The following is a 21,966-nucleotide window of genomic DNA, read 5'->3' on the forward strand; positions in this document are numbered from 1 at the left end:
GCGAAGAGACAAAGATGTTTGAGAATTTAACGGATCGATTATCCAAAACGCTGAAGAATATCAGTGGTAAAGGTCGTCTGACCGAAGACAACATTAAAGAAACCCTACGTGAAGTACGCATGGCACTATTGGAAGCGGACGTTGCGCTTCCTGTTGTACGTGAATTTGTAAACCGCGTTAAAGAAAAAGCGGTAGGTGTAGAAGTTTCTAAATCCCTAACGCCGGGTCAAGAGTTCATCAAGATCGTTCAAGCTGAGCTTGAAGCGGTAATGGGTGAATCTAATGAAGCACTGAACCTAGCAGCGCAGCCGCCAGCAGTGCTTTTGATGGCGGGTCTACAAGGTGCGGGTAAAACTACATCGGTAGGTAAGCTATCTAAGCTTCTAAAAGAGCGTGATAAGAAGAAAGTTTTGGTTGTGTCTGCCGACGTTTACCGTCCTGCAGCGATCAAGCAGCTAGAAACCCTAGCATCAGACATCGGTGTCGATTTCTTCCCATCTTCACCAGATCAAAAGCCACTTGATATTGCTAATGCAGCAATTGACCACGCAAAGAAGAAATTCTACGACGTATTAATTGTCGATACCGCTGGTCGTTTGGCTATCGATGAAGAAATGATGGGTGAGATTAAAGATCTTCACTCAGCGATTAACCCGGTTGAAACACTGTTCGTTGTTGATGCAATGACAGGTCAAGATGCGGCGAACACAGCAAAAGCATTCGGTGATGCACTACCACTAACTGGTGTGATTCTGACTAAAGTGGATGGTGATGCACGTGGTGGTGCGGCGCTATCAGTTCGTCACATTACGGGTAAGCCAATCAAATTCCTCGGTGTGGGTGAGAAAACCGACGCACTAGAACCATTCCACCCTGATCGTGTTGCATCGCGTATTCTAGGCATGGGTGATGTACTGTCACTGATTGAAGACCTACAACGCAATGTTGACCAAGACAAAGCAGAGAAGCTAGCGAAGAAGTTCAAGGAGAAGAAAGGCTTCGACCTTGAAGACTTCCGTGAACAGCTGGGTCAAATGCAAAACATGGGTGGCATGATGGGCATGCTAGACAAGCTTCCAGGCATGTCTCAGTTACCATCAGACGTGAAAGACAAAGTTGATGACAAGATGTTCAAGCAAATGGAAGCGATCATCAGCTCAATGACAATGAAAGAACGTCAACGCCCAGAAATCATCAAAGGGTCGCGCAAGAAACGTATCGCTGCGGGTTCTGGTGTTCAGGTTCAAGACGTTAACCGTCTGCTGAAACAGTTCACCCAAATGCAGAAGATGATGAAGAAAATGCAGAAGGGCGGCATGAAAGGCATGATGCGTAACATGCAAGGCATGATGGGTGGCATGGGCGGAGGCGGTGGCTTCAACCCATTTGGTCGTTAAACGATTGCCTAGACTTTAGTTTCAGGGTGTTAGCTACGTCACAAACTTGGATTTCAATTTATGTTGGTGAAAAAGTAACTAAACCCCTTGCATTGCTCCGGGATAAGAGTAAAATTCCGGAGCTTTATTTTGGCACGAGACCCCAGATTATTCAGTTTTTTGGATGATTGTTGGGGTTAATTTTATTTTTGAGAAAGCAAAGAGGACGACATGGTAACCATTCGTTTGGCACGTCACGGCGCTAAGAAGCGTCCATTTTATCAAATCGTAGTAGCGGACAGCCGCAACGCTGCAACTGGCCGTTTCATCGAGAAAGTTGGTTTCTTTAACCCAACTGCACAAGGTCAAGAAGAAGGTCTACGTCTAGACCTAGACCGCGTTAACCACTGGGTTGGTCAAGGCGCGTCTCTATCTGACCGCGTTGCTAAGCTAGTTAAAGACGCTCAAAAAGCGGCTTAATTTTTACTTTAGAAGTAGAAACTAGTTTATGTCGATGAAAGGTAAAGAAACAATGAGCAACGAAAAGATTGTTGTAGGCAAGTTTGGTGCTACTTACGGCATTCGTGGTTGGCTTAAAGTTTTTTCCTACACAGACAATGCTGAAAGCATTTTCGATTACAGCCCTTGGTTTATTAACCAAAAGGGTACGTGGGTTGAGTTCAAAGTAGAAAGCTGGAAGCGCCATAACAAAGGTATGGTGGCTAAGCTTGAAGGTCTGGAAGTTCGTGAAGACGCACACTTACTGACGAACTTTGAGATTGCTATTGACCCTGCGGTACTACCTGAATTGTCAGAAGATGAATTCTACTGGCGTGAATTGTTTGGGATGCAAGTAGTAACCACTAAAGGTTACGATCTCGGTGTCGTATCTGACATTCTAGAAACTGGCTCAAACGATGTTCTGGTTGTTAAAGCAAATCTAAAAGATGCTTTCGGGCAAAAGGAACGATTAATCCCGTTCCTTGAAGAGCAAGTGATCATCAAAGTTGATCGCGAAGCTCAACGGATCGAAGTTGACTGGGATCCTGGATTCTAATCTCCAAAATTACAGAGCGAGATAAACATGTGGGTTGGCGTTATTAGCCTTTTTCCTGAAATGTTCCGTTCTGTTACTGATTTTGGGGTAACAGGTCAAGCGGTTAAAAAAGGTCTTTTGTCGATTGAGACTTGGAATCCTCGTGATTTCACTCATGACAAACATCGCACTGTCGATGACCGACCTTACGGTGGTGGTCCTGGTATGTTAATGATGGTTCAGCCTTTGCGCGATGCCATTCATACCGCGAAAGCAGCCTCACCGGGTAAGACGAAAGTCATTTACCTTTCTCCTCAAGGTCGTAAACTCGACCAGAAAGGCGTTGAAGAACTGGCAACGAATGAGAATTTACTTCTGATTTGTGGTCGTTACGAAGGGGTAGATGAGCGCATCATTCAATCTGAAGTCGACGAAGAATGGTCGATTGGGGATTTTGTGATGACGGGTGGTGAGATACCTGCCATGACGTTAATCGATTCTGTCTCTCGGTTTGTTCCGGGTGTACTAGGGGATTTCGCGTCAGCAGAAGAAGATTCTTTTGCAAATGGTTTGTTAGATTGCCCTCACTATACGCGTCCAGAAGTATTGGATGACAAAGAAGTACCAGCGGTACTGATGTCAGGCAATCACAAGGACATTCGTCAATGGCGACTAAAACAGTCGCTGGGCCGAACTTGGCTTAGAAGACCAGAGCTCCTGGAAAACCTAGCTCTGACTGACGAACAGGAACAATTACTTGCTGAGTTCATTAGTGAACATAGTGCAAAGTAACCTAATTTATTTAGTATCAGTTTATTCTAGGAATTTAAAAAATGAGTAACATCATCAAGGCTCTTGAAGAAGAGCAAATGAAATCAGACCTACCTAAATTTGCACCAGGTGACACTGTTGTAGTTCAGGTTAAAGTTAAAGAAGGTGACCGTGAGCGTCTACAGGCTTTCGAAGGCGTTGTAATCGCAATCCGTAACCGTGGTCTTCACTCTGCTTTCACTGTACGTAAGATCTCTAACGGTGAAGGTGTTGAGCGTACGTTCCAAACACACTCTCCAATCGTTGATAGCATCGAAGTTAAACGCCGTGGTGCAGTACGTCGTGCCAAGTTGTACTACCTACGTGAGCGTTCTGGTAAGTCTGCTCGTATCAAAGAGAAACTTGCTAAGAAGTAATGCTATAACTAGCGTTCTCATAGTAAACGGAGCCCATTTGGGCTCCGTTTTTTTATGCGCGAAAAAGGACGTTACGCTTCGAGAATCAGGAATACTTGCTCTGATATAGTGGAGCGCTTCGGTTAGTGAGCGGCATTTGTCCTGCGAGAGAGTAAAAAAGGGATCCCCAACTCGCTCGTCCCTCGCTCTTGAGGATGACGAATAAAAAACAAATGAACCCAAACGGTGTCATTCCCGAAAGCGACGAATGCGCATTGTCGGAATCTCTCTTTCGGCGTAATAAAAAACAAAAAGGGCCGATGTTCTCACATCAACCCTTCTTTTTATTCTCGAAGCGTGGTGCTCTCGTTTCTGAGTTCTAGCTTCTTAGTATTGGTCTTCAGACCAACCATCACTGTCCGACATATCTGGTGCGCCAGGAATGGTATTTTCTTCGTCAGCCCATTCGCCAAAATCAATCATTTGGCACTGTTTGCTACAGAAAGGGCGGTGAGGACTTTGCTCTCCCCACTCTACGTCGGCACCACATTGTGGGCATGGAACGACTGTAATTTTAGACATCGTCATTCGTCCTATTTATTCGGTGTTCAAAGGTGTTATGGCAATAGTAGTGCGAGTTGCGCTTAGCTACAAACAGCGAGTTCAAACTCAACGTCTTGAGTACAAGCTTGACCGCTTTCAAAAGCCATGAATTTGATGGCAAAACGGTTTTTATGACCCGAGATCATCGGGTAGACACCGTATTCCATTGGAATGTGTAAACGCAGGATGTTGGCTTCGTCTGCATCGCTTTGGAAGAATCCAGTGCGAGCGATTTGTGCTTTGAAATGTCCTGTTTCTCGAGTCAGCTTGAGCCAGAGTGCTAAGGCATCAGATAAAGGTTTTAAACTCGCTTGCCACTGTTCTGCATCGTGTTTTTTACGCTCAATAGGTAAATGAAGCCAGTAGTGCAACGCAGGAAGATCAAAACAACATGACCCTCCAGGTAAGTTAAAGCGTTGGCGAATTGAACTTAAGAAGCGATCTTCTTTAAGTGCCTGACCAAAACGCTCAGCAGTCATCAGTTGGCTATGGACCACGTCGATCTCTTTTAAGAGTTCGCTAAGGGCTTGCTGATCGACACCATCGACATTAAGCCAATTGCGATAAGCTAAACGTTGCTTTTCAAGATCTTTTGCCAGTTCGCTTTTTAATTGAATTTGCTCAAAGATCTCGACCATATCGAAGAGTGCACGGAAGAACAGTTGATACTGATGATTGTCAGCAAAACCAGAGGCTAGATGAGCCTGACGCAACAAAGACTCAACTCTTAAATAAATACGAGTTTTTTCATTTAGCGGATGTTCAAATTTGTGCGTGGTCATCGACAGTAGCCTTGGTGAGTTTCATTCCTATTTTCGCAGATTTTTCTTACACATGGCTAGGTACTTTTCGTGTAAATCTGTGATTTGAAGCAAAAGATCCGGGTCATCTGGATTATTCTTAACCACATTATCAGCCAGAGCAAGTCGTTGTTCACGAGATGCTTGAGATGCCAAGATAGCTTTTGCCTGCTCTTCGCTGACGTTATCGCGTTTCACCGTTCTTGAGATCTGGGTTTGTGGCTCGACATCAACAACAAGTACACGATCGCACAAACTATCGAGCTTGTTTTCTACCAATAAAGGTACAACTAAAAGAGCGTAGTCTGATGTGACTTGCTCCAAGTCTTCGATCATCTTTTCGCGAATCATTGGGTGCAATAACCCATTCACCCATGCTTTCTCCTCTGGGTTAGAGAAGATTTTTTCTCTCAATTTGGCTCTATCAAGTGTTTGATCATCTCGGACAATATCAGCGCCAAAGTGCTCAATGATGGCATTAAGTCCAGGTGTGCCTGGCTCTACGACTTCACGAGCCACAATATCAGCGTCAACGATGTCTATTTTGAACTGTTGTTTGAATAGGTTTGCCACGGTGGTTTTGCCGCTCGCAATACCGCCGGTTAGGCCAATAACAAAAGCCATTTACACTCCTAGAATCGACGTAAAGTACCAGTTGAGGATTTGATTGCCCCAAATTAGGCTCACCCATCCTGCAATTGCAAGGTAAGGACCAAAAGGAAAGGCTTTTTCGATACCTTGCTTTTGCAAGCGCAGTTGGATAAGACCAAAAATGACGCCTACTACCGAAGAAAGCAAAATGATCATCGGCAGAGATTGCCAGCCCAACCAAGCTCCTAATGCAGCAAGGAGTTTAAAGTCGCCATAGCCCATTCCCTCTTTGCCTGTGAGGAGTTTGAATAACCAATAAACACTCCAAAGACATAAGTAGCCTGCCATTGCTCCAATAATAGAATCTTGAAGACTCACAGGGCTGATACCGGCAAGAGCAAGAGCAATACCCGCCCACATCAATGGTAGTGTGAGTTGGTCTGGCAGCAACATGGTATCAAGGTCGATAAATGTGGCAGCAATCAATACAAAGGTAAAGAAAACCAGCGCCACAGTGAAGTAGCTAAAACCGAAATGAAAAGCGATAAAACCCGAACAAAAAGCGGTAAGCAGTTCGATAAGAGGGTAGCGAGCACTGATAGGCGATTGGCAGTTGTGGCATTTACCTTTTAGCAATAACCAACTAATCACAGGGATATTGTCTCTAATGCGGATATGTGTACCGCATTGCTGACAAGATGAACGTGGCACGCTTAAGGTTAATGTCTCTTTTGGTGGCTCGATCTTGTATTCAGGGAATGATTCAGCACACTCGCGTCGCCATTCTAGTTCCATGATCTTAGGTAAACGGTAAATAACTACGTTGAGGAAACTACCCACGATCAAACCAAAAATAGCGGTAAATACAACGAATAGCCATGGGTAGTACTGGAATACTTCCATATCAGTCTCTTGAGCGGTAAATCAAACGAGCAAGGTGCTGTTTTGATAGAATTAATTTGCTAAAGGATCATTCTATCCCAATACGCTCATCAAGTTAAAGATTGGTAAGTACATTGCTGTCACCAAACCACCGACAACGACACCCAGAAAAACAATGATCAACGGTTCCAAAATCTTACTTAGGTTGTCGACGGTGTTATCGACTTCGAACTCATAAATAGCGGCTATCTTGTTGAGCATGTCATCTAAGCGACCTGACTCTTCACCAATCATGACCATTTGCAATACCAATTCTGGGAAGACGTTACAGTTACGCATGGCAATGTACATTGGCATACCAGCGGCAGTATCTCGATATACCTCTTCGATTGCCAATTGATAGTGCATGTTACCAGAGGTTTTTGAGGTAGTTTTCAAGGCGGTTAGGATAGGAATACCTGCGCTAAAACTGGTCGCCAAAGTACGGCTAAACTTCGCAATGGCAGCTTTGGATAAAACTGGTCCTAAAATAGGTACTCTTAAACTCGACCGTGCAGTCAAAAGACGAAATGAGTCGGAGCGTTGTGACATGATTTTGCCAGAAATGAGTAAGCTCACAAAGCTCAGCCCAATGAAGGGACCCCAATTTTGGGTCCAAGCAGAAAGGTTGAGTACCATCTGGGTGAAGGCGGGTAATTCGGCACCAAAACCTGTAAACATTTTTTCAAACTCAGGAATAACCTTTGTCAGCATTAAATAAGAAACCCCAAGTGCTACTAATACCACCATCGCCGGGTAAATGAGCGCTTTAATAACCTTTGCACGCAACTGCTCGCTTTTTTCTCGGTAGGTTGCCAGACGCTCAAAGACTTGGGATAAGTTACCGGACTGCTCACCTGTTGCTATTAAGTCGGTGTAAAGTGGATCAAAGTGCGTGCTAGCGGTACGCATGGCTTTCGACATCGGTGTCCCTGCTTCTACCGCTCGCGTCACACTCATTAGGATCGATTTCATTTCAGCTTTTTTATGGTTCTCTGAAACTAACTTGAGTGCCTGAACAATAGGGACGCCAGTCATCAACATGGTGGCGATTTGACGAGTAAACACCGTAATGTCTTTGCCTTTTACTCGATGACTTATCTTGGTGATAAAAGAAATACTGCCTTTTTTGAGTTTTTTTATCTTGATGTGCTGAGCATCAAGGCGCTCTCTTACCTCGACTTCTGTCATTGCGAGCACATTACCAGAGGTTTTTTTACCCGAGCTATTAATGCCTTTCCAACGGTAGTTCTTAAGTTGTGGAGCGATGGTTTTCATAGTGTAAGTAACTGCCTAATAAAATCTGAGAAGTTAAAAATAGAGAACGCGTTGCAGCTCACTAAAGCTGGTGACGCCTTGTTTGAGCTTTTCAATGCCGGACATTTGTAGAGTCTGCATACCATTGGCAATCGCTAGCTTTTCTAATTCATGTACTGAAGCGCCTTTGATGAGCGCATTTGACAGGGATTCATCAAACTTCATCACTTCGTAAATGCCAGTGCGACCAGAGTATCCTTGGGTGCATTCGTTACAACCATCAGGATTCGCTTGGAAGATATCTTCAGTGCTGGTAATTCCAATATGTTGAAGTTGGCTGTTAGGTTCTTGAGGTTGTCTGCAATGTGGACAAAGCTTTCGTGCTAAACGCTGAGCGATGATCAAGCTAAGAGAGGATGCGAGGTTAAAGCTTTCTACCCCCATATTTGATAAGCGAATGACCGTCTCGGCGGCGGAGTTGGTATGCAGGGTAGAAAGGACTAAGTGTCCGGTTTGTGACGCTTTGATCGCGATTTCTGCCGTGTCGAGATCTCGGATCTCACCCACCATGACTACATCGGGATCTTGACGTAAGAAAGAGCGAAGCGCTTCTGCAAAGCCAAAGCCGATCTTAGGTTGAACTTGAACTTGGTTAATGCCGGGTAAGTTGATCTCAACGGGGTCTTCAGCGGTGGAAATGTTGATCTCGGTTTTATTGAGGATGCTCAAACCAGTGTAAAGAGAAACCGTTTTGCCGCTGCCCGTTGGTCCCGTCATTAGGATCATGCCTTGTGGGCGGCGCAGTGCTTCTAAATACAATTGCTTTTGATGATCGCTGTATCCGAGTTTATTGATATCTAATGCTGCAGAACTGCTGTCGAGCAAACGCAGTACGATTTTCTCCCCAAACAGAGTTGGCAGCGTGGAGACTCGCATGTCAATCGCGGTGTCTTGGTTTAATTTGAGCTTGATGCGACCATCCTGTGGTAAACGGCGCTCAGCGATATCAAGCTTAGATAGGATCTTTATTCGGGCTGAGAGGCGACGGCTTAAATGGCTCGGAGGCTGTTGAATTTCGATCAAGATGCCATCGCAACGCAAACGCACTCGATACATGTTTTCATAGGGCTCGAAGTGAATATCAGAAGCCCCTTTACGAACGGCATCGAGCAGAATTTGGTTAATATAACGACTAACAGGCGATTCATCTTGGCTGAGATCTTCAATGTTCTCAATTTCGTCCTCACCAATATCAACGAGACCTGCCAGTTCATCTTGGTTGATTTCTTTAAGACCGGACTTTTCTTGACCGAGTGCACGACCATATAAACGACGAATGGCTGCGGTGAGTTCTTTAAAGTCCGCCAGAACAAGCTCGACTTGTAAACCGGTAGCAAAACGAAAGTCATCTTCCGCTTGCAAGTTAGTTGGGTCTGCAACCGCAAGTATTAATGTGGAAGATGTGCGATTGAGTGGCAAGGCATTATGTCGAGTGATCAGATCGCGTAAGCCAAGCTTTTGGCACAGCGACGAGTACTCATACTGACTGAGTGATGTGCAGGAAAGCCCAAAGATGGAGCTAAGGTGCTCAGTCAATTCATGTGATTGGAAAAAGCCAGAACTGAGTAAAGCCTCCGGCATCGAAATGCCAGAAGCTTTTGCTTGCTCAAGTAACGATTCTTCTTGGGAAAAGGTCAGTATTCCCGCTTGACGAAGAACTGTTGAGAGGTTGGTTAACATTAATTATTCAGGACAGTAATCAGTCTGAGCGTTCCCCCCAGAATCCTGACAAGAGCCAGTCCATTCAATACCACTTGCAGTGTAGTTTGATGCCATTGTGTATTGTTCATTAGCTGCGATAGGTCCTTTCACTGCAATTGCTTTTGCAATGACATTTACGCCAGAGGAACCAGCGACAGCTTCAATAGATATATCGTTTAAATCAGCAATCTTTGAAGGCACTCCATTGCTACCAGAAAGGCAGTTTGTTTTAAAGGTCGCTGCATCTGAAGCATTTTCGTGCGCGCACAATTCAACTGCTAACTTCATAGCTGCTGCTGCTTTTGGGAACTCCGCTAATGTCGCTTTTTTTGTATAGTTTTGATATGCAGGTACTGCAAATGCAGCCAAAATACCAATAATTGCAACCACAATCATCAATTCAATTAGAGTAAAACCCTGCTGCTTCTTCTGTTTATTCGTTTTCATCTTGTTTCCTTAAGATAAATTTAGTTAATGCTTATGCATGGGGCAGAAGAGTAAAAAGAGTAGGGGAAAGAGAAAACTGGGAAGGGAGAAGCTCTCGACTGAGATAAAAATCTTTACACTCAAGTTGCATATTGCATGCAAGGTTTTGCGAGTGGTGTTATTTTTTATGCGGATAAAAATAAAGAGCCGTGCGGCTCTTTATTGGTGTTTAATGGCAGTAACTCTATGAGTTAACGAGAATTACTTTTGCTTATTTAGTTTGGATTACTTGAAGCGCATCGAAAGATCCATCGCTTTTAGGTGCTTAGTTAAAGCGCCCACCGAGATGTAATCAACGCCTGTTTCTGCGTATTCAGCGATGGTTTCTAGAGTCACGTTGCCAGAGTTTTCTAACGCAGCGCGTCCTGCGTTGATAGCGACTGCTTCACGCATCATATCTGTGGTGAAGTTATCGAGCATGATGATATCTGCACCTGCTTCAATCGCTTCTTTTAGCTCGTCCAAGCTTTCCGTTTCCACTTCAACTGGTTTACCTGGGTTCAATGATTTTGCTGTGGTAATCGCTTGAGTGATCCCGCCACATGCAATGATGTGGTTTTCTTTAATAAGGTAGGCATCGAATACACCGATACGGTGGTTGAAACCACCGCCACAGGCTACTGCGTATTTTAGCGCACTACGTAAGCCCGGAATGGTTTTACGAGTATCTAATAGACGGCACTCAGTGTGAGCAATTTTCTCTGCGTACTCAGCGGTAATAGTCGCGCAACCTGAAAGGGTTTGAATAAAGTTCATTGCGTTGCGCTCGCCAGTGAGCAAATCACGAGCAGGACCAGTCAGTGTGCAAAGTGTTTGGTTTGGTTCAACCTTGTCGCCATCTTTTACATGCCATTCGATCGCGACTTTGCCACCCAGTTGTTTAAATACTTCATCTGCCCATGCTTGACCACAAAATACACCGTGTTCACGAGTAATGATGGTTGCTGTGTTAATAGCGTCTGCTGGGATAAGCGATGCGGTGACGTCTTTGTCTGCATCCAATGTGCCACCTAGGTCTTCTTTTAGGGTATCGGCTACGGCGCGAGTGATTTCTAATGGAAGCTGTTGCTTAAGGTATTCTAGGCGTTCTTGGCTGTTGTGTGTGTTCTTCATCGCAAATCTTGTCTTGAAAGGGAGATGGCAACGAATGATACTCTCCGGTGTCAATAATTTCAGCAGTTAATTTGCAAAGTAGAGAGGTTGATATGTGCCTAAAAATCGAGAATGGTTGGTTGACGCAAGCAAAGCATGTTCCATCGCCATTCTTTGATGCTCGTTCAGACAAAGATGACATCTCTCTGCTGGTGGTTCATAACATCAGTTTGCCGCCAGGGCAGTTTGGTGGCTCATATATAGAGGACTTTTTTACTGGCAATCTCGATCCTAAAGCACATCCATTTTTTGAAGTAATTCACAAAATGGGCGTTTCGGCACATTGCTTAATAAAGCGTAATGGCGAAATTGTTCAGTTTGTTTCGTTTTTAAATAGAGCTTGGCATGCAGGGCAATCTAGCTTTGCTGGTCGTGAACGTTGCAATGACTATTCGATTGGTATTGAGTTAGAAGGCACTGAGTTTGTGGCTTATACAGAAGAGCAATATCAATCACTTACAGCTTTGGCTCATGCGGTCATGCATTCTTACCCCAAAATCACCTTACCCCGAATCACGGGGCATCAGTATATCGCTCCCTTGAGAAAAGCCGATCCTGGTCTAAGCTTTGACTGGGTCAAGTTCAGGCAACAAATACAACGCTAACTTGTAGCGAAAGTGTAAATTCAAAAAACAGAAATAAATAAGGCATACACTCAAGTATGCCTTTTTTTGATACGAGAAATATGAATGCTTGTTAAAAGTTAACTACATTTTGAACGCTCAAAACAGCGGTTGGTGAAAAAATGTACGGATAATTTTGTCATTTTTTGTTTTTGTTGATCAAAATTACTAGCACGCAGAGCTCCCATCTGTTTTGTTTATGTAATTGGTAAGACCAATTTTATTGCTGTTTTAATAGTCGATTGTTATCAGAGTGTTGGTTGTAAGTCCATTCTATGATTTAGGTCAATTTTTGGCTGGACAGTGGCGTTTTAATTATGTTAATTTCTGCACCATCTTAAAATTGGTATTACCAATTACCTGCAAGAGTAGAAGAACAATAAATTATGGCTTATCAAAGGATTCGTCAGCCAAAGCTCTCTGATGTTATTGAACAAGAGCTAGAAAGGTTGATTGTGGAAGGAACATTGTCTCCGGGGCAGCAGTTGCCACCAGAGCGCGAACTCGCTAAGCAGTTCGATGTGTCTCGTCCATCTGTCCGTGAAGCCATTCAACGCTTAGAAGCAAAGCGTTTGCTTACTCGTCGTCAAGGCGGTGGCACATTCGTTAGTGAAAACATCTGGAAAAGCTTTTCAGATCCGTTGTTGAACTTGTTGTCGACTCACTCAGAAACGCAGTTAGACCTACTTGAATCGCGCCATGCGATGGAGGGGATTTCAGCGTACTTTGCAGCTTTGCGTGGTACCGATGAAGATTTTGCACGCATTCAAGCTTGTTTGAATCAAATTAGCGAAGAGCAAAAAAGCGATAACGTTGAGGCAGAAGCCGCTGCAGTGATGCAGTTTCTGATTGCTTTGACTGAAGCGGCACACAATGTCGTCCTGCTTCATATTGTTCGCAGCCTTGCGCCTTTGCTTGAGCAAAATGTTCTACAGAATCTAAAGCTCTTACATCGCCGCGATGAAGTGGTCGATAAAGTAAGTAAACACAGAGCTAATATCGTGGATGCGATTGTTTCTGGTCAGCCTGAAAAGGCACGTGAAATGTCTCACTCACATTTAGCTTATATTGAAGAAACATTGTTGGATTTGACTCGAGAAGAGTCTCGACGAGAGCGTTCTCTGCGTCGAATTCAGCAAGGTAACGATTCTTAATACAAGAACCGCTTACTTAAATAAGTAGATCCAACCAACAGAAGGATAGATCGCCATGTCTGACATGAAGCATGACGTAGATGCACTGGAAACTCAAGATTGGCTACAAGCCCTTGAATCAGTTGTTCGTGAAGAAGGTGTAGAACGTGCACAGTTTCTATTAGAAACCGTTCTAGAAAAAGCACGTCTAGACGGCGTTGATATGCCAACTGGCATCAACACAAACTACATCAACACTATTCCAGCAGCACAAGAACCAGCTTACCCTGGTGACGTAACTCTTGAGCGTCGTATTCGTTCGATTATTCGCTGGAACGCAATCATGATCGTATTGCGTGCTTCTAAGAAAGACCTAGACCTAGGTGGTCACATGGCTTCTTACCAGTCAGCAGCGGCGTTCTACGAAGTTTGTTTCAACCACTTCTTCCGTGCTCCAAACGAGACGGACGGTGGCGATCTAGTTTACTACCAAGGTCACATCTCTCCGGGCATCTACGCTCGTGCATTCGTTGAAGGTCGTCTAACTGAAGAGCAGCTAGACAACTTCCGTCAAGAAGTAGACGGTAAAGGTATCCCATCATACCCGCACCCTAAATTGATGCCTGAGTTCTGGCAGTTCCCAACAGTATCTATGGGTCTTGGTCCAATTTCTGCGATCTACCAAGCGCGTTTCCTTAAGTACCTAGACGGTCGTGGTCTGAAAGACACTTCTGCACAGCGTGTATACGCGTTCCTAGGTGACGGTGAAATGGATGAGCCAGAATCTCGTGGTTCACTTTCTTTCGCTGCGCGTGAGAAACTAGACAACCTAACATTCCTAATCAACTGTAACCTACAGCGTCTAGACGGTCCTGTAATGGGTAACGGTAGCATCATCCAAGAGCTAGAAGGTCTATTCAAAGGCGCTGGCTGGAACGTTGTTAAAGTTATCTGGGGTAGCAACTGGGATGCTCTACTTGCTAAAGATACAACAGGCAAGCTTCTACAGTTGATGAACGAAACTGTAGATGGTGACTACCAAACATTTAAATCTAAAGACGGTGCTTACGTACGTGAACACTTCTTTGGTAAGTACCCAGAGACTGCAGCACTAGTTGCAGACATGACTGATGACGAAATTTTCGCACTTAAGCGCGGTGGTCACGAGTCTTCTAAACTGTACGCAGCTTACAAAAACGCAGCAGAAACTAAAGGTCGTCCAACAGTAATCCTAGCGAAGACTGTTAAAGGTTACGGCATGGGTGAAGCGGCTGAAGGTAAGAACATCGCGCACCAAGTTAAGAAGATGGATATGACTCACGTACTACACCTACGTGATCGTCTAGGTCTTCAAGACATCCTAACTGACGAAGCAGTGAAAGAACTTCCATACCTGAAACTTGAAGAAGGTACAGCGGAGTACGAATACCTACACGCTCGTCGTAAAGAACTAAAAGGTTACACGCCACAGCGTCTACCTAAGTTCACTCAAGAATTCAAAACACCTGAGCTAGAAGAGTTCGCTCCGCTACTAAGTGAGCAGAAGCGTGATATCTCTACAACAATGGCTTACGTTCGTACTCTTAATATCCTGCTTAAGAACAAGAACATTGGTAAGAACATCGTTCCTATCATCTGTGACGAAGCTCGTACGTTCGGTATGGAAGGTTTATTCCGTCAGATCGGTATTTACAACCCGCACGGTCAGAACTACACACCTCAAGATCGCGACATCGTTTCTTACTACAAAGAAGCAACTTCAGGTCAGGTTCTACAAGAAGGTATCAACGAACTAGGTTCAATGGCTTCATGGGTTGCAGCCGCAACGTCATACAGCACGAACGATCTACCAATGATCCCGTTCTACATCTACTACTCAATGTTTGGTTTCCAACGTGTAGGTGATATGGCGTGGATGGCTGGTGACCAACAAGCTCGTGGTTTCCTACTAGGTGCTACTGCAGGTCGTACAACGCTAAACGGTGAAGGTCTACAGCACGAAGATGGTCACTCGCACATCATGGCGAATACAGTTCCTAACTGTATCTCTTACGACCCAACATTCGCTTACGAAGTTGCAGTAATCATGCAAGACGGTATCCGTCGCATGTACGGTGAGAACCAAGAGAACGTGTTCTACTACCTAACGGTAATGAACGAAAACTACGCAATGCCAGCAATGCCAGAAGGCGCTGAAGAAGGTATCCGTAAGGGTATCTACAAGCTTGAGTCTTACGCAGGTGACAAGTCTAAAGTTCAGCTAATGGGCTCTGGTACTATCATGAACGAAGTACGTAAAGCAGCGACTATCCTAAGCGAAGAGTACGGCATCGCATCTGACGTGTTCTCTGTTACATCGTTCAACGAGCTAACTCGTGACGGTCAAGACGCAGAGCGTTACAACATGCTTCACCCAGAAGCAGAAGCAAAAGTACCTTACATTGCACAAGTAATGGGTACTGAGCCAGCAATCGCAGCGACTGACTACATGAAGAACTACTCTGAGCAAGTTCGTGCGTTCATGCCTTCTGAGTCTTACAAAGTACTTGGTACTGATGGTTACGGTCGTTCTGACAGCCGTGAGAACCTACGTCGTCACTTCGAAGTTAACGCGGGCTACGTAGTTGTTGCAGCTCTTACTGAACTAGCGAAACGTGGTGATGTTGAGAAGTCAGTCGTCGTTGAAGCGATTGCTAAGTTCAACATCGACACTGAAAAAACAAACCCACTTTACGCTTAATACAGCGCTTAACTAGAAGGTAAATAAGCAATGGCAATCGAAATTAATGTACCTGACATCGGTGCGGATGAGGTTGAAGTTACTGAGATTCTTGTAAGCGTTGGCGACAAGGTTGAAGAAGAGCAGTCTCTTATCACTGTAGAAGGCGACAAAGCTTCTATGGAAGTTCCAGCGTCTCAAGCAGGTATCGTTAAAGAAATCAAAGTAGCGGAAGGTGATTCTGTTACGACTGGTTCTCTAATCATGATTTTCGAAGCTGAAGGTGCCGCTGCAGAAGCGGCTCCTGCGGCAGCTCCAGCAGTTGAAGCTGCACCAGTTGCAGCTCCTGCAGCGGCAGAACTGAAAGAAGTTCACGTTCCAGATATCGGTGGCGACGAAGTAGAAGTTACTGAAATCATGGTTGCAGTTGGCGACAGCATCGAAGAAGAGCAATCTCTTCTAACGGTTGAAGGCGACAAAGCATCAATGGAAGTACCAGCACCATTCGCCGGTACTCTAAAAGAGATCAAAGTTGCTGCTGGTGATAAAGTAACAACTGGTTCTCTAATCATGGTATTCGAAACTGCCGGTTCAGGCGCAGCAGCGGCTCCAGCAGCCGAGGCGTCGGACCGAGTAGAAGCTCCAGCAGCTCCAGCGGCAGCAGCTGACAAAGAAGTGAATGTTCCAGATATCGGCGGTGACGAAGTTGAAGTTACTGAGATCATGGTTAAAGTTGGCGACACAGTAGAAGAAGAGCAATCTCTAATCACTGTTGAAGGTGACAAAGCTTCAATGGAAGTTCCAGCTCCATTCGCTGGTACGGTAAAAGAAATCAAGATTGCAGCTGGCGATAAAGTAACGACTGGCTCTCTAATCATGGTATTCGAAGTAGCTGGCGCAGCTCCAGCTCCTGTTGCAGCACCTGCACAAGCAGCAGCTCCAGCACCTGCAGCGGCTCCTGCTCCAGCAGCAAAAGTTGAAGCTGCACCTGCAGCGAACGATTTCCAAGAGAACAACGACTACGCACACGCGTCTCCAGTTGTCCGTCGTCTTGCTCGTGAATTTGGCGTTAACCTATCTAAGGTTAAAGGTACTGGTCGTAAGAGCCGTATCCTAAAAGAAGACGTTCAAGCTTACGTTAAAGATGCGCTTAAGCGTCTTGAGTCTGGCGCTGGTGCGGCAGCATCTGGTAAGGGCGACGGCGCAGCGCTTGGTCTACTACCTTGGCCAAAAGTTGACTTCAGCAAGTTCGGTGAGACGGAAGTTCAGAAGCTTTCTAAGATCAAGAAGATTTCTGGTGCAAACCTACACCGTAACTGGGTAATGATCCCTCACGTTACACAGTGGGACAACGCTGACATCACTGAGCTAGAAGCGTTCCGTAAAGAGCAGAATGCAATCGAAGCGAAGAAAGACACTGGCATGAAGATCACTCCTCTTGTGTTCATCATGAAAGCAGTAGCGAAAGCACTAGAAGCGTTCCCTGCGTTTAACTCTTCACTTTCTGAAGATGGCGAAAGCATCATTCTTAAGAAGTACGTGAACGTAGGTATCGCAGTAGATACGCCAAACGGTCTTGTTGTTCCTGTATTTAAAGACGTGAACAAGAAAGGCATTTACGAGCTATCTGAAGAGCTAATGGCAGTTTCTAAGAAAGCACGTGCAGGTAAGCTAACGGCAGCTGACATGCAAGGCGGTTGTTTCACAATCTCTAGCCTTGGCGGTATCGGCGGTACAGCGTTTACGCCAATCGTAAACGCGCCAGAAGTAGGTATCCTAGGTGTATCTAAATCTGAAATGAAGCCAGTGTGGAACGGCAAAGAGTTCGAACCACGTCTACAGCTTCCACTGTCTCTATCATACGACCACCGTGTGATTGATGGTGCAGAAGGTGCACGCTTCATTACTTTCCTAAACGGTGCACTATCAGACATTCGTCGCCTAGTACTGTAATATAGAAAGTAATAGTTAAGGTGGCTTTCGAGTCACCTTACTTCTTTATATAAAAGACTATTTTTAGACGACAATTTCTCACATCGTTCAGAATCTGAAAGATGAATTGTTGTCTAGCTCACAGGCTAACTTAAAGCTGCTTTCACACTGTTAACATCTCTGTAAAATATTGATCGTTTGAAAGCCTAATAATTTAAGAACATCTACTCAGCCTGTTAGGGATAATGACTACAAGAGGTCACAATGAGCAAAGAAATTAAAGCCCAAGTTGTTGTACTTGGTTCTGGTCCTGCTGGTTACTCAGCTGCATTCCGTTGTGCGGACTTAGGTCTAGAAACAGTACTAGTTGAACGTTACAGCACTCTTGGTGGTGTATGTCTAAACGTTGGTTGTATTCCATCTAAAGCACTTCTTCACGTTTCAAAAGTTATCGAAGAAGCGAAAGCGATGGCTGAGCACGGTGTTGTGTTTGGCGAACCGCAAACAGACATCAGCAAAATCCGTATCTGGAAAGAGAAAGTTGTAAATCAACTGACTGGCGGTCTTAGCGGTATGGCGAAGATGCGTAATGTTACTGTAGTAAACGGCTACGGTAAGTTCACAAGCCCTAACTCTATCCTTGTAGAAGGCGAAGGCGAGTCAACAACGGTTAACTTCGACAACGCTATCATTGCTGCGGGTTCTCGCCCAATCAAACTGCCATTCATCCCGCATGAAGACCCACGTATTTGGGATTCAACGGATGCTCTAGAGCTGAAAGAAGTACCTGAAAAGCTGCTTATCATGGGCGGTGGTATCATCGGTCTAGAAATGGGTACGGTTTACCACTCACTAGGTTCTAAAGTAGACGTAGTTGAGATGTTTGACCAAGTTATCCCTGCTGCGGACAAAGACATCGTTAAAGTCTTCACTAAGCGTATTAAAGACAAGTTCAAGCTAATGCTTGAGACGAAAGTAACAGCAGTTGAAGCGAAAGAAGATGGTATCTACGTTTCAATGGAAGGCAAAAAAGCACCAGCAGAAGCTGAGCGCTACGATGCGGTTCTTGTTGCTATCGGTCGTGTTCCAAACGGTGCGCTTATCGACGCTGAAAAAGCGGGCATTGAGGTGGACGAGCGTGGCTTTATCAACGTTGATAAGCAAATGCGCACTAACGTTCCTCACATCCACGCGATCGGTGACGTAGTTGGTCAACCAATGCTTGCTCACAAAGGTGTGCATGAAGGTCACGTTGCTGCAGAAGTTATCTCTGGCAAGAAGCACTACTTCGACCCTAAAGTTATTCCTTCAATTGCTTACACTGAGCCAGAAGTGGCATGGGTTGGTAAGACTGAGAAAGAAGCGAAAGCTGAAGGCATCAACTACGAAGTGGCAACATTCCCATGGGCTGCATCAGGTCGTGCAATCGCATCTGACTGTGCAGACGGTATGACTAAGCTAATCTTCGATAAAGAGACTCACCGTGTTATTGGTGGTGCAATCGTTGGTACTAACGGTGGCGAACTGCTTGGTGAAATCGGTCTAGCTATTGAGATGGGTTGTGATGCTGAAGATATCGCATTAACTATCCATGCTCACCCAACTCTACACGAGTCAGTGGGTCTAGCTGCTGAAGTATTTGAAGGTTCAATCACTGACCTTCCAAACAAAAAAGCAGTTAAAAAGAAAAAATAATTTCTTTTGAAGACCGAGAGTCTTAAAACTTGAATGATAAAAACCGCTGATTCGTCAGCGGTTTTTTTATGCGCGGAACTTGAAGAGGGAATGAGGTCTCCTTTTAGGCGATTGTGCTTGATAGTTGGAAATCTCTTGGTTTAACACCAAGGAATCGAGAGGTATGTATTTGGATAATCATGAAAGGAGTTTCGATTAAGAAGGGGTTGGCTGAACTTGTTCCTAGAAAGGCAAAATAAAATCCAGCTTCGCAGCTGTCTAAAACGAAAAAGGCCAACACTCCAGTGTCAGCCTTTCATTTAGTTAAACTCGCGTTTTAGCTTAGTGATCGCGGTTGTAGATGCACAACATATCTAGGTAAGCACTAACGAGTGTTGATAGCTCGGCTTCGCTCTTAGAGCGATTTGCTTGTACGAAGATAGAGTAACAAATACCATGGAACAGATTCGCCAAGTGTTCCGGTTCATGTTGGTCACAAACTTCCCCACGTTCGATAGCTTTGATGAACATGTTTTGCACCAGCAGTTGGTTGGTGCGGTTTGTCGTTACGAATAGTGGCCACACTTCATCACGTGTTGATGCACTCCACTCGAACCAAACTTTCAACCAATGGCAATCTTGGCTTACTAGTTCAATCATTGCGTTAGTGATGTTAGCGATGTTCTCGCGTGCATGAATGTCTAAGTCGATGTTATCTGATAAGAAGTTCGAGAATTGACGAACCACGTGATTCAGAACTTCATCCACCAAGTCTTCGCGAGTTGGGAAGTAGTTAAATACTGTCGCAACAGAAACTTGAGCAATTTCTGCAATATCAGCGTGACCACCACGACCAATGCCGCGACGAGCAAACACTTCAAGAGCGATTTCCATTAATTGCTGTTTACGTTTTAGAGGGGAAAGCCTAGTACGAGGTCTCTTTGCAATTGAGTCCATAATCCATTTTCCTTGCCATTTGAGTTGATATTTTGGGGATAGTCCCCTAATTGATTATTTTAATAGTTGCTTAAAGCATTGATGAGTGTAATGGTGCATATGTGCAAGGTCAACATCTGATGCGTAATTTATAGACAGTAATGTCATTATTGATGTTTCATTCAATGATATAAGTTCTAAAATTAAGACTTTCATCCAAGAATTCAACGAAATGGGATGCGACTTTCCACCTATTGAGTGGGGTGTTACACTACACGCCGCAAGATAAGGTGATCGTTTGCGTACGACCTACCTCAACCCACAAAGAAAATTGAGCACAGTATGAAACATACAGTAGAAGTCATGATTTCTGAGCAAGAAGTTCAGGAACGTATTCGTGAATTAGGCAAGCAAATTACAGAGCGTTACCAAGGTAGCGAAGATCTGGTTCTGGTTGGTTTGCTACGCGGTTCATTTGTATTTATGGCCGATTTGGCTCGTGCAATCGAACTGACTCACCAAGTCGACTTTATGACCGCTTCTAGCTACGGTAACACGATGGAAAGCTCTCGTGACGTACGTATCCTGAAAGACCTTGATGACGACATCAAAGGCAAAGACGTACTGATCGTGGAAGACATCATTGATACAGGTAACACACTGAACAAGATCCGTGAAATCCTGTCTCTACGTGAGCCGAAGTCTATTGCGATTTGTACGCTGCTAGACAAGCCATCACGTCGTGAAGTTGAAGTGCCAGTTGATTATGTTGGTTTTGCTATTCCTGATGAATTCGTAGTTGGTGTGGGTATCGACTACGCTCAAAAATACCGTCATCTACCGTTCATTGGTAAAGTGGTGCCTCAAGAGTAGTCATTAGTCTTGATAGAAGAATACAAAAAACGCCCGTTAAGCAATTAACGGGCGTTTTCTTTTATTTGGTTCGGCTTATGTTTTTAACTCAGCGACAAAGCAATTTGTTGTCTGAGTTAAGAATGGTTGAGAGCGCTTTTTGGTAAGAGGCTTCCACGGTCTCTTTTGAGTTTGAACGAATGCCCAAGTATTCAAGGCGACCATCTTCAATCCCGTAAACTACGCCATGAATCTCAACGTCCTGACCACGCTCCCACGCATTTTGCATGATGGTGGAGTTGCCTAAGTTATAGACTTGCTCAGCTACGTTGATTTCACCCAGTTTGTCAGCGCGGTCTTCAAGAGGCATCTGGTCTAAGTAGGGGCGATGTTTAAAGTAAAGGTCACGGATATGAAGTAACCAGTTATTGATAAGACCTAGCTGAGGATTATCAATAGCGGCGTTAACGCCACCACAGCCATAGTGACCACATACGATGATGTGTTTTACTTTCAATACGTCCACGGCGTATTGCACCACAGAGAGGCAGTTTAGGTCTGTGTGGATGACCTGGTTCGCAACGTTTCGGTGAACAAATAACTCGCCAGAGAAAAGACCGGTCAATCGCTCTGCAGGAACGCGACTGTCTGAGCATCCAATCCAAAGAAAGTCTGGTTTCTGACCTTCTGCAAGCTTTGCAAAGTATTCTGGACGATCAGATTTAATTTCTTCTGACCACTTAGAGTTATTTTCGAATAATTGTTTAATTTCCGGCATCTGACATCTACTTCCCTAAAATTAAAAAAACCAACCACTCACCAGTGCTTATAAAGCGATCAGCACTGTAACTATACACAATGTTACAATTTCGATCCCGTTAAATATTCATTCAAGATGACTCATCTGACTAGTTCTCGCTGTGAAAATCATAAAATATGCAGACATCA

The 21,966-nt window shown here is 44.6% G+C and carries 21 protein-coding genes; 11 read left to right on the plus strand and 10 right to left on the minus strand.

Features of this window, described 5'->3' with window-relative positions; all coding sequences use genetic code 11:
- The first annotated feature begins 14 nt into the window (after nucleotides 1–14).
- The 5 genes from ffh (at nucleotide 15) to rplS (ending at nucleotide 3,599) form a co-directional block, all read left to right on the plus strand.
- A complete protein-coding gene (gene ffh, locus VHA02S_RS00060) occupies nucleotides 15–1,397 on the plus strand; it encodes a signal recognition particle protein (RefSeq protein ID WP_005446242.1) in 1,383 nt (460 codons plus the stop codon).
- Nucleotides 1,398–1,607: 210 nt separating this feature from the next.
- Nucleotides 1,608–1,856, plus strand: a complete 249-nt coding sequence (gene rpsP / locus VHA02S_RS00065) for a 30S ribosomal protein S16 (RefSeq protein ID WP_004410028.1) — start codon at nucleotides 1,608–1,610, stop codon at nucleotides 1,854–1,856.
- A 28-nt stretch (nucleotides 1,857–1,884) separates the two neighbouring features.
- Nucleotides 1,885–2,433: a ribosome maturation factor RimM gene (rimM, locus tag VHA02S_RS00070; RefSeq protein ID WP_005446245.1), complete on the plus strand. Its 549-nt coding sequence runs from the start codon at nucleotides 1,885–1,887 to the stop codon at nucleotides 2,431–2,433.
- Between the two features lie 27 nt (nucleotides 2,434–2,460).
- A complete protein-coding gene (gene trmD / locus VHA02S_RS00075) occupies nucleotides 2,461–3,204 on the plus strand; it encodes a tRNA (guanosine(37)-N1)-methyltransferase TrmD (protein ID WP_005446247.1) in 744 nt (247 codons plus the stop codon).
- Nucleotides 3,205–3,245: 41 nt separating this feature from the next.
- Nucleotides 3,246–3,599: a 50S ribosomal protein L19 gene (gene rplS / locus VHA02S_RS00080; protein ID WP_005379971.1), complete on the plus strand. Its 354-nt coding sequence runs from the start codon at nucleotides 3,246–3,248 to the stop codon at nucleotides 3,597–3,599.
- Between the two features lie 366 nt (nucleotides 3,600–3,965).
- On the opposite strand, the gene yacG is transcribed toward rplS, so the two are convergent.
- From yacG to nadC, 8 genes are all read right to left on the minus strand, one after another.
- A complete protein-coding gene (gene yacG, locus VHA02S_RS00085; protein WP_005446249.1) occupies nucleotides 3,966–4,160 on the minus strand; it encodes a DNA gyrase inhibitor YacG in 195 nt (64 codons plus the stop codon).
- A gap of 62 nt (nucleotides 4,161–4,222) precedes the next feature.
- Nucleotides 4,223–4,963: a cell division protein ZapD gene (gene zapD, locus VHA02S_RS00090; protein ID WP_038897986.1), complete on the minus strand. Its 741-nt coding sequence runs from the start codon at nucleotides 4,961–4,963 to the stop codon at nucleotides 4,223–4,225.
- A 27-nt stretch (nucleotides 4,964–4,990) separates the two neighbouring features.
- Nucleotides 4,991–5,605, minus strand: coding sequence for a dephospho-CoA kinase (gene coaE, locus VHA02S_RS00095; RefSeq protein ID WP_038897988.1), 615 nt, complete (start codon nucleotides 5,603–5,605; stop codon nucleotides 4,991–4,993).
- Nucleotides 5,606–6,475: a prepilin peptidase gene (locus VHA02S_RS00100; RefSeq protein ID WP_005446255.1), complete on the minus strand. Its 870-nt coding sequence runs from the start codon at nucleotides 6,473–6,475 to the stop codon at nucleotides 5,606–5,608.
- A gap of 72 nt (nucleotides 6,476–6,547) precedes the next feature.
- A complete protein-coding gene (locus VHA02S_RS00105) occupies nucleotides 6,548–7,771 on the minus strand; it encodes a type II secretion system F family protein (RefSeq protein ID WP_005446256.1) in 1,224 nt (407 codons plus the stop codon).
- Between the two features lie 33 nt (nucleotides 7,772–7,804).
- Entirely contained in the window at nucleotides 7,805–9,490 is a 1,686-nt protein-coding gene (gene pilB, locus VHA02S_RS00110; protein WP_005446257.1) for a type IV-A pilus assembly ATPase PilB, read from the minus strand.
- 3 nt (nucleotides 9,491–9,493) lie between these two features.
- Complete coding sequence (locus tag VHA02S_RS00115) at nucleotides 9,494–9,958, minus strand: pilin (protein ID WP_005446258.1); 465 nt, start codon at nucleotides 9,956–9,958, stop codon at nucleotides 9,494–9,496.
- Nucleotides 9,959–10,222: 264 nt separating this feature from the next.
- A complete protein-coding gene (gene nadC / locus VHA02S_RS00125) occupies nucleotides 10,223–11,110 on the minus strand; it encodes a carboxylating nicotinate-nucleotide diphosphorylase (RefSeq protein WP_029790346.1) in 888 nt (295 codons plus the stop codon).
- A 92-nt stretch (nucleotides 11,111–11,202) separates the two neighbouring features.
- On the opposite strand from nadC, the gene ampD reads away from it, so the two are divergent.
- The 5 genes from ampD (at nucleotide 11,203) to lpdA (ending at nucleotide 19,251) form a co-directional block, all read left to right on the plus strand.
- A complete protein-coding gene (gene ampD / locus VHA02S_RS00130; RefSeq protein WP_038897989.1) occupies nucleotides 11,203–11,754 on the plus strand; it encodes a 1,6-anhydro-N-acetylmuramyl-L-alanine amidase AmpD in 552 nt (183 codons plus the stop codon).
- Between the two features lie 404 nt (nucleotides 11,755–12,158).
- A complete protein-coding gene (pdhR, locus tag VHA02S_RS00135; protein ID WP_009699648.1) occupies nucleotides 12,159–12,926 on the plus strand; it encodes a pyruvate dehydrogenase complex transcriptional repressor PdhR in 768 nt (255 codons plus the stop codon).
- A 55-nt stretch (nucleotides 12,927–12,981) separates the two neighbouring features.
- The gene (gene aceE / locus VHA02S_RS00140) at nucleotides 12,982–15,645 is read left to right on the plus strand and encodes a pyruvate dehydrogenase (acetyl-transferring), homodimeric type (RefSeq protein ID WP_005446262.1); all 2,664 of its coding nucleotides are present in this window, start codon (nucleotides 12,982–12,984) and stop codon (nucleotides 15,643–15,645) included.
- A gap of 30 nt (nucleotides 15,646–15,675) precedes the next feature.
- A complete protein-coding gene (aceF, locus tag VHA02S_RS00145; protein WP_017817680.1) occupies nucleotides 15,676–17,577 on the plus strand; it encodes a pyruvate dehydrogenase complex dihydrolipoyllysine-residue acetyltransferase in 1,902 nt (633 codons plus the stop codon).
- A 243-nt stretch (nucleotides 17,578–17,820) separates the two neighbouring features.
- Nucleotides 17,821–19,251: a dihydrolipoyl dehydrogenase gene (lpdA, locus tag VHA02S_RS00150; protein ID WP_005446266.1), complete on the plus strand. Its 1,431-nt coding sequence runs from the start codon at nucleotides 17,821–17,823 to the stop codon at nucleotides 19,249–19,251.
- Between the two features lie 321 nt (nucleotides 19,252–19,572).
- On the opposite strand, the gene opaR is transcribed toward lpdA, so the two are convergent.
- Complete coding sequence (gene opaR / locus VHA02S_RS00155) at nucleotides 19,573–20,187, minus strand: transcriptional regulator OpaR (protein ID WP_005446268.1); 615 nt, start codon at nucleotides 20,185–20,187, stop codon at nucleotides 19,573–19,575.
- Between the two features lie 321 nt (nucleotides 20,188–20,508).
- On the opposite strand from opaR, the gene hpt reads away from it, so the two are divergent.
- Complete coding sequence (gene hpt, locus VHA02S_RS00160) at nucleotides 20,509–21,039, plus strand: hypoxanthine phosphoribosyltransferase (RefSeq protein ID WP_005446271.1); 531 nt, start codon at nucleotides 20,509–20,511, stop codon at nucleotides 21,037–21,039.
- An 88-nt stretch (nucleotides 21,040–21,127) separates the two neighbouring features.
- Here the strand turns inward: hpt and can are convergent, their stop codons facing one another.
- Nucleotides 21,128–21,796, minus strand: coding sequence for a carbonate dehydratase (gene can, locus VHA02S_RS00165; RefSeq protein ID WP_005446273.1), 669 nt, complete (start codon nucleotides 21,794–21,796; stop codon nucleotides 21,128–21,130).
- Nucleotides 21,797–21,966: the final 170 nt, after the last annotated feature.

Origin of the sequence: Vibrio harveyi NBRC 15634 = ATCC 14126 = KCTC 12724, assembly GCF_001591145.1 — a bacterium.
Taxonomy (GTDB): domain Bacteria; phylum Pseudomonadota; class Gammaproteobacteria; order Enterobacterales; family Vibrionaceae; genus Vibrio; species Vibrio harveyi.